The organism is Polaromonas sp. P4_F9 (assembly GCF_056401235.1).
This window is the reverse complement of record NZ_JBFUJT010000048.1, coordinates 22,443-29,199: the sequence shown is the minus strand read 5'-3', so window position 1 is coordinate 29,199 and position 6,757 is coordinate 22,443. Positions and strand designations below refer to the sequence as shown.

At 59.8% G+C, this 6,757-nt stretch carries 9 protein-coding genes; all 9 read right to left on the bottom strand.

Translation table 11 applies throughout. The annotated features are described in order from the left end of the window. Window positions 1-192, bottom strand: a 192-nt coding sequence (locus AC1DUB_RS26590; protein ID WP_477732102.1) for a helix-turn-helix domain-containing protein, incomplete at its 3' end; no start/stop codon positions are given. A 91-nt stretch (window positions 193-283) separates the two neighbouring features. Beyond that, on the bottom strand, window positions 284-469 hold the full coding sequence (locus AC1DUB_RS26585; RefSeq protein ID WP_477732101.1) for a hypothetical protein: 186 nt from the start codon (window positions 467-469) through the stop codon (window positions 284-286). Window positions 470-1,040: 571 nt separating this feature from the next. After that, on the bottom strand, window positions 1,041-1,751 hold the full coding sequence (locus AC1DUB_RS26580) for an ABC transporter substrate-binding protein (protein WP_477732100.1): 711 nt from the start codon (window positions 1,749-1,751) through the stop codon (window positions 1,041-1,043). Continuing rightward, window positions 1,739-2,125: a hypothetical protein gene (locus tag AC1DUB_RS26575; protein WP_477732099.1), complete on the bottom strand. Its 387-nt coding sequence runs from the start codon at window positions 2,123-2,125 to the stop codon at window positions 1,739-1,741. Before AC1DUB_RS26575 ends, AC1DUB_RS26580 begins: the two co-directional genes overlap by 13 nt. Window positions 2,126-2,308: 183 nt before the next feature. Continuing rightward, window positions 2,309-2,947 (bottom strand): N-carbamoylsarcosine amidohydrolase, encoded by a 639-nt coding sequence (locus AC1DUB_RS26570; protein ID WP_477732098.1) that lies wholly within the window; start codon window positions 2,945-2,947, stop codon window positions 2,309-2,311. 14 nt (window positions 2,948-2,961) lie between these two features. After that, entirely contained in the window at window positions 2,962-3,996 is a 1,035-nt protein-coding gene (locus AC1DUB_RS26565; RefSeq protein WP_477732097.1) for a 2,5-dihydroxypyridine 5,6-dioxygenase NicX family protein, read from the bottom strand. 36 nt (window positions 3,997-4,032) lie between these two features. Then, window positions 4,033-4,863 carry an alpha/beta fold hydrolase gene (locus tag AC1DUB_RS26560; protein ID WP_477732096.1) on the bottom strand — a complete coding sequence of 277 codons (831 nt, stop codon included), beginning with the start codon at window positions 4,861-4,863 and terminating at the stop codon, window positions 4,033-4,035. Between the two features lie 12 nt (window positions 4,864-4,875). Next, entirely contained in the window at window positions 4,876-5,628 is a 753-nt protein-coding gene (locus AC1DUB_RS26555; RefSeq protein ID WP_477732095.1) for a maleate cis-trans isomerase family protein, read from the bottom strand. A 27-nt stretch (window positions 5,629-5,655) separates the two neighbouring features. Continuing rightward, a complete protein-coding gene (locus AC1DUB_RS26550; protein WP_477732094.1) occupies window positions 5,656-6,627 on the bottom strand; it encodes an amidohydrolase family protein in 972 nt (323 codons plus the stop codon). Window positions 6,628-6,757: the final 130 nt, after the last annotated feature.

Here is a 6,757-nt window from a genome sequence, read left to right as displayed (position 1 = left end):
ATCACTCTCAAAGCGCTTGCTCCACCGGTCAATGTAGCTGTCGCTGCAGTCCAGCTTGGCGCGAATCTCCGCCCAGGTGAGCCCATCGGCCAGCAGCAGAATCAACCGGGCATGGCGCGCCGAATCGGCTCGGGCGTTCCTCGCTGCAGCTTGCTGTTGAAGTTCCATGCGTTCGCTTTTGGTCAGTTTCATCGCAACCTCCATGGCTACAATGATACTTCCGTTTTAAACGTTACAGTCCACTAGCTGCTGATGCCCGGCCAGTTGGCTACCTCACAAGCAATCACTGATCCACTTCAGTTTCGATGCTGGTACTGCCCCACCTCGATTGAATGCGTGCGTTTGCGATTTCACTCTTGACTATCCCGCCGACATAGAACGCGCCGGAACGCGGCGCCTCGAGCAGCGCCATGTCGTCGAGTTTCGGATCGTGCGTGAGTGCGACGATGGCGGTGTGCACGTCGCGCACCACATCGTCCGGTATGCCCGCAACGTGCGTCGCGCCGCTGAGTGCGAGCGTGCTTGCGTACTCGAACCGAACAAGGTGGTGAGCTTCAATGCGCCAAACTGCATTCGCTCATCGCGCGTCGCGTGAGCAAGTGTGACCACACCCGTCGCTAGCGTCAGGGTGCGCGCGAGCAGTTCCTCGATCCACGTCATATCGCGAACCGGCTCCTGCACCAACCGAAGGGTCTCGCCGCAAGGCAGGCCGAAGCGCGCGGCCTCCCCCTTGCCGACGCCGACAGTGACGAGCGTCATGCCGTGCCCAGCGCGGCGCCATTCGAGCGCGTCGCCCAGGACTCACAGATCAAGGCTATCCATCACGCGCTCATGTGGTTACGCGCTCGCCAAGCCTGGTCATCGCGCCAATCCGCCTCGCGCATCGATAAGGGTGAGATCGACAGATTCCCAACCGCGACGCGAGCTCGGCATGTACTTGACTGAATAGCCTCCCAAGTCGTATTCGCCAAAGTTGCGCAGCGCCGCAAGGACCTTTGCGCGTGTAGGTTGGTCGCCGGCGCGCCGCAGGGCTTCTGCCGCTATCTTCGCCCCCAGGTAACCCTCGAGCGAGGCGAACGACAAGGGGACATCCGCGGCGAATACATTTTCATCGCCGCTTGATACTCGGTGACCACGGCTTGGTAAGGGATAAAGGGGTAAGGTGTTGCTTGGCTCAGGACTATGCCGCGCGCCTTCTGCAAGCCTACAGCTTTTATAAGTTCCCCATGCAGAAGGACCGACAACCCATAAATTGGGATCTGCGCTCCAGTGTTGTTACGCACTGCGTTGATAAAGTCGAATGCAGGCTTACCAGATGCGATTAGCAGAATCGCCTTGGGATCAGCGGCTCGGACTTGACTTGCAGCAGCTTGCACAGATGCTGCATTGGCAGCGTCCACGATCGAGCGCGCCAACACCTTGATGCTGCTCTGCTCCGCTCGCTGAACTGCAAGGTCAGCGACCGAAGGGGCGAATGAACTCGTCATATTCACGATGCTGATGCGATCCTTGTCCCAGCGCTTCAGCTCCTTGAGCAATGCCTCGATCTCGTCTGCGTACCCGGTTCTCAGCGGGAATACGTTTTCCGCGCTCACGACGCGACGATCTCCCTGAAGGGGCGCGATAAGGGCGATGCTGTCGCGGGCGAAAGCCTGCTGGTCCGCCAATGCTTGAAGGCCAGGTGTGTTCAGATAGCCGAGCAGGCCCAGCACGGATGGATCAGCAACGAGGGTGCCGGTCAGCTCAGCCATCCTGGTGGCCTGGAGGCCTGGAGGCCATCGTCGAGCAATTTCAACTTCAGTTGTCGTCCTCTGATTCCGCCCTTGGCATTGACTTGCGCGAAATAAGCGCGGATGCCGGTGATGAGTGCCTCGGCATTTGCCTTAGAGGCTGGATTGGTGACCGAGGCGATCTGACCGAACACGGCGTCGGTCGCGTCCCCAGCGTTGCAAGGCGGGGCAATCGCAACGCTTAATAGCGCGGCCAGATACCAGAATCGAATCCGTGGTGTGCTCATACTTATTTTCTCAAGATTTCGGCACTGGCGGCCTACAAGCTCGCCAGCAGGATGGAGCTCGATCGCAATCGGGCCTAGCGCAATGGATTTGATGATGCGATCAGCCACGCGTCAACKCCCGGGTGTTCGCATACGATGAATGACTGTTTCGCCGGAACGGGAGTATCGTCCGGGCCGATCCCGCGGGCGCCGTTTGAGGTGTCGCCGCTTGCTTCCCACTCGGTGTGACCCGGGGAGCGAAGCAGAGCGAAGAGACTCTTCAAGTTGAGTTTGAACATTCCGGACATTCGTTCAGGCGACGCGCGATCCCGTCGGCTGACACCTTGTCAGCGCCTCGTCACGCGTCATCACTGCGGCGTACTTCTGCCCCATGTCGAAGATGCTCGCATCGTGCGGCGCGATTGCCCTGTCGCCCACACAGTCGCTGAGGACAACCGGGCGGAAACCCCACGACATCGCATCCACCACGCTGGCACGCACACAACCGCTTGTCACCGCGCCCGCCACCACCAGCGTCTGCACCCCCCGCTGGGTCAGCCACTGCGCGAGCGGTGTGCCGAAGAAGGCGGAGGGCACCGTCTTGCGGACGACTAGTTCACCGGCGGCCGGTGCCAGTTCGGGCACGATGGCGCTGCGGTGTTCCCGCTCCTTCAGCGTCAACATGGCAGGTACCTTCAGAGAGAAGATGTTGTGGTCGGCTCCGTCGTCCGCGTAAACGATACGGCTGTGGGCAATGGCCCACCCTCGCTCGCGCGCGGCCTGCAATAGCGGCACCGTATTGGCGATAGCTGGGGGAATGTTGCCGCCCCCAAAAATCGCAGGGTCGGCAAAGCCATTGACGAAATCGACGATAAGCAGGCCGTACGGCGCTTGCAGCGGGAGGTCAGCGCCAAAGCCCTGTTTGGCGTACGTGGGGAGGTCGACGTGCATATTTGAAGCTCCTTTCATTGGTCCAAAACCTTGCCTTCGCGTACTACGTCTTCGCCGTCGAGGCGAACGGTGCACTTGCGCAGAGGAATATCGATGTGGCAAGTTGTGGTGCGGCTACCACCGGCCTCGTTGTTGGGCCCAAGCGAGAACAGGAAATTACCTTCGAAGGCACGAGCATCCATGCCAATCGTGGCCTCGCGGTCGTACAGACCCAGCGTTGACCACCGCGCGCGCGATTGCAGACCCCATCCAATGTGGGAGATCGCAAAAGACTCCGGATCGTTGAAGGCGACCATGTAATCGTTCAACAATTCAGCATCAATGCCGCCTTCGATCTTTGTGGCGTAGCCGTTCTCCACGGTCAGGACAATGCGTTCACTGCAGTACCTCTTTTGCGGAAGCAGGATGTCACCTTTGTCGATCACGATGGTGCCATTCGTTCCGCCTTCGTCTGGGAAAGTCAGGGCAAAGCCGCTCGGCCAGTGATCCCAACGGCCAGGTTCGTCTACGAAACCGTACTCGCTGATCACGGGAAATTCACCCATCTTGCAGCGCAGGTCTGTGCCCGCGGCGGAGATGATGTGCATTTCCTTGGCTTTGCCGATGCGGGCGGCGGCCGCTTTCACACGGGTCCGGTCGGCCTCGGTTGGCACCAGGCGCGCCAGTACCTCGGGCGGCTCAACAGCCAGCAGGATCTTGGTGCCGGTCGAAAGGATCGCGTGCTGCTCGGGTGAGAACAACAGCGTCATCAAATCGAGTACCAGGTCGCTAGCTGTCAGCGCAGCGATGGCGGCTGGGTTGCCAGTGAGAGGAGTGGTACCGAGATAAGCGAGACTGTCCCGGCTGTGAGCCTTCTCGCCATTGACGGGCGGCAGGTCCAGCCGGTTGACAATCGCGCCCATCTCCTGGGTGGCTATCAAAGCGCATTCCAGGGTCTGTGGATGCGTCGCGGCCCCGGTCAGAATGGTCACGGTCTGGCCGGGCTCTAGCTTGGAGAGGGTCAACACCTGCTTCCAGGCGGTTACCAACTGGTAGTTACTGACGGGCATGTGCGCTCCTTTGGGTTGGAGAGAGTGAAAGGGAGTTCAGGCCGCGTTGGCCGGCGTGAGGGGGTGCCCAAGGAAGTTGCCGAAAGCCGCATAGAAGCCTTCTTCATCGTCCCAGGGAATCATGTGACCGGCGTTCGGCACGTGGGCGACCTGAAGCCCGGGCAACAACTGCTCAAGCTCCTTTTGGTCCTCAGGTTGAATCACGCCGCCGCGACCGGCCACCATCAAGAGCGCAGGCACCTTGACGTGAGGTGCATCTGCATGAATGTCGTCCTGGTGGAAACCGTCAAATGTCGTGACGATCGCGCGTTCGTCGCAAGTCTGAAGCCATTCGGCGCGCAACCGAAGCTGCTCTTCTGTCCAGGTCGGGCAAAACTGGCGCATCTGCTCGATCGTGATACCGCGTTGTGCGAGGCGAATCGAATCGATGTACCAAGGCAACTGCGAGGGGTAGCGACGGCTGCCCGGACCGGAGACCGGCGGATCGATGAGGACAAGCTTTTCCAGCCCTTGCGGATGTTTGTGGGCCAAGCGGATGCCGATGCGCGCGCCCATTGAATGCCCGACGAGCTGGTAGGAGCCCAAGTCAAGTGCTTCGGCAAACGCCGCCACATCGGCCGCGCAGGCGTCGAGGCCGTAGTCCAGCGAATTGGAGCTCTCCGAAAGACCGCGCCCACGCACGTCAAGTACGTAGGTGTCGAAGTGTCGACCAAAGCGCTCGGCGACAAATCCCCAGGTCACGGCCGGGCTGGTGATGCCCGGCACGATGACCACAGTCGGCCCCTGGCCACCATAACGCAAGTAGTGCTGACGAATGCCGTTGGCGCGCACGTTGGCGCCATAGAGGAAGTGGGAGGTATTAGTCATTGGGCGCCGTTCTCAGTAAGCGCCGGAGAGCAGGACGCCTGCGCCGGGGACGATCGGCTCGAGGTTAAGCGCCTTCAGCATTGCGTAGGTGGTTGCGACTGCGGCGGTGATGACCGGCTTGCCAGTCATCGCCTCGACTTGGGCGATCACTGGGAGCGAGGGCATCTGCACGCAAGCGGACAGCACGATCACGTCAACGTCGTCGGTCTTGAGCTTTTGCACGATACCTGGCAGGCGTGAGGGATCGTGGCGACCCACTTCGAGGTTGTCTGGAATTTGCAGAGCCGTCCAGTCCGAGACCTCGAAGCCTTCGTTGCGGATGTAGTCCACGACGAGTTCGGTCAGGGGCAACATGTAGGGTGCCACCAATGCGACACGCTTCGCCCCGAGGACTTTCAGGCCGTCGATCAGCGCGCCGGCGCTGGTGATGACCGGCGCCTTGCCATCGTTCTTCTCCGTATGAGCCGTCAGTCGCTCTTGCGAGCGGCGGTGATAGCCATGGCCCATGGCCATGATGGCTACCAAGCAGGCATAGCCCAAAACATCGACGCGTGCATCGCTGAGCTCGACGGCGCAGCGGTCGGATTCACCGTCCATTGCGGCCAGCTCATCCTTTTGTACGGTCTTCATGCGCATACGGCTGGAATGGAAGGTAAAGCGCTCGGGTCGGATCTGCTCGCGCAGGCGCAGCATGGCCGGGATCTCCGTTTCCATTGTGGTGTTCGAGCTCGGCACAATCTGGCCAATGCGGTAGTTGCGGTTCATTTGAGTTGCTCCTTTGGGGTGTCGGGGTTAGTTGGACGCGAGCTTGAAAAATCGCTCTGCATTGCCGTGGCAAACCAATGCGCGCGTGGTGTCGTCGAGGTCAGACTTTTCGATGAAGTCGGCCGCGATCGCAGTGGATTCGTAGGGATAGTCAACAGAGAACATCACCGCTTCAGCGCCCATCTCGGCGATAGCACCCTTCAGCGCGGCCTCGGAGCAAACGCCTGAGGTTGTGATGAGGATGTTGCTGCCGATGTATTCCGACGGCTTTCGTTGGAGCTTCACGCCGAACGGGTATGCAGAAAAGCGGCTGTCGAAGCGCCAGCGTTGGAAGGGCAGGCCTTCGCCCATGTGGCCAATGATCAGCTTTAGTTTGGGGAAGCGATCGAAGACGCCAGAGAAAAGAAGTCGCAGGGCGTGGGAGCCGGTTTCGACCCCCCAACCCCATGCCGCGCCCTGGATCACGGGAAAGCCCGCGAGTGTCTGCGGCACTTGCGGGAAGTCGATCGGATGCAGATACAGTGGTATGTCGAGTGCCTGCAGGCGCTCCCAGACAATGTCATAGGCCAGGTCGTCGTAGTAGCGGCCTTGGGTATGGCCGTTGACCAGCGCGCCCTTGAACCCCAACTGGACCACCGCGCGTTCCAGCTCCGTGGCGGCTTGTTTGGGGTCCTGCATTGGCAACGCGGCAAAGCCTCCGAAACGGGTCGGATGCTTGGCAATACGGGACGCCAGATAGTCGTTATTCTCAGTCGCACCCCGGATGGCCGTTGCTGTGTCCGCCTCACCCTGTACGCCCGGCCCAGTCTGGGAAAGGATGGTCAGTGCAATACCAGCCTTGTCCATTTCTTCCAACCGTAGCGTGTCGATGTCCGTCAATCGGCGCCCCAGATCAGCGGCGGTGGCCGGATCGATGAACTGCAGAAACGCTTTTGAATACCGTTCAAAGCCGGGTGCCATGAAGTGTTCTTCAAAGGCGATTTTTTTGATTCTGCTCATGAAAACTCCTGGAAATTAAAAACAAATATGTATGGACTACGCAGTTTCTTTAACTATGAATTTACCCTGTCATTGATCTGTATCAATGAAAAATAGGTCGACGCGGGATGCTGCTCTCGCTATAATCATC

Coding starts and splice junctions, on each gene's coding strand:
- AC1DUB_RS26580 (WP_477732100.1), bottom strand. CDS start 1,751: ATGGCTGAGCTGACCGGCACCCTCGTTGCTGATCCATCCGTGCTGGGC.
- AC1DUB_RS26570 (WP_477732098.1), bottom strand. CDS start 2,947: ATGCACGTCGACCTCCCCACGTACGCCAAACAGGGCTTTGGCGCTGAC.
- AC1DUB_RS26565 (WP_477732097.1), bottom strand. CDS start 3,996: ATGCCCGTCAGTAACTACCAGTTGGTAACCGCCTGGAAGCAGGTGTTG.
- AC1DUB_RS26560 (WP_477732096.1), bottom strand. CDS start 4,863: ATGACTAATACCTCCCACTTCCTCTATGGCGCCAACGTGCGCGCCAAC.
- AC1DUB_RS26555 (WP_477732095.1), bottom strand. CDS start 5,628: ATGAACCGCAACTACCGCATTGGCCAGATTGTGCCGAGCTCGAACACC.
- AC1DUB_RS26550 (WP_477732094.1), bottom strand. CDS start 6,627: ATGAGCAGAATCAAAAAAATCGCCTTTGAAGAACACTTCATGGCACCC.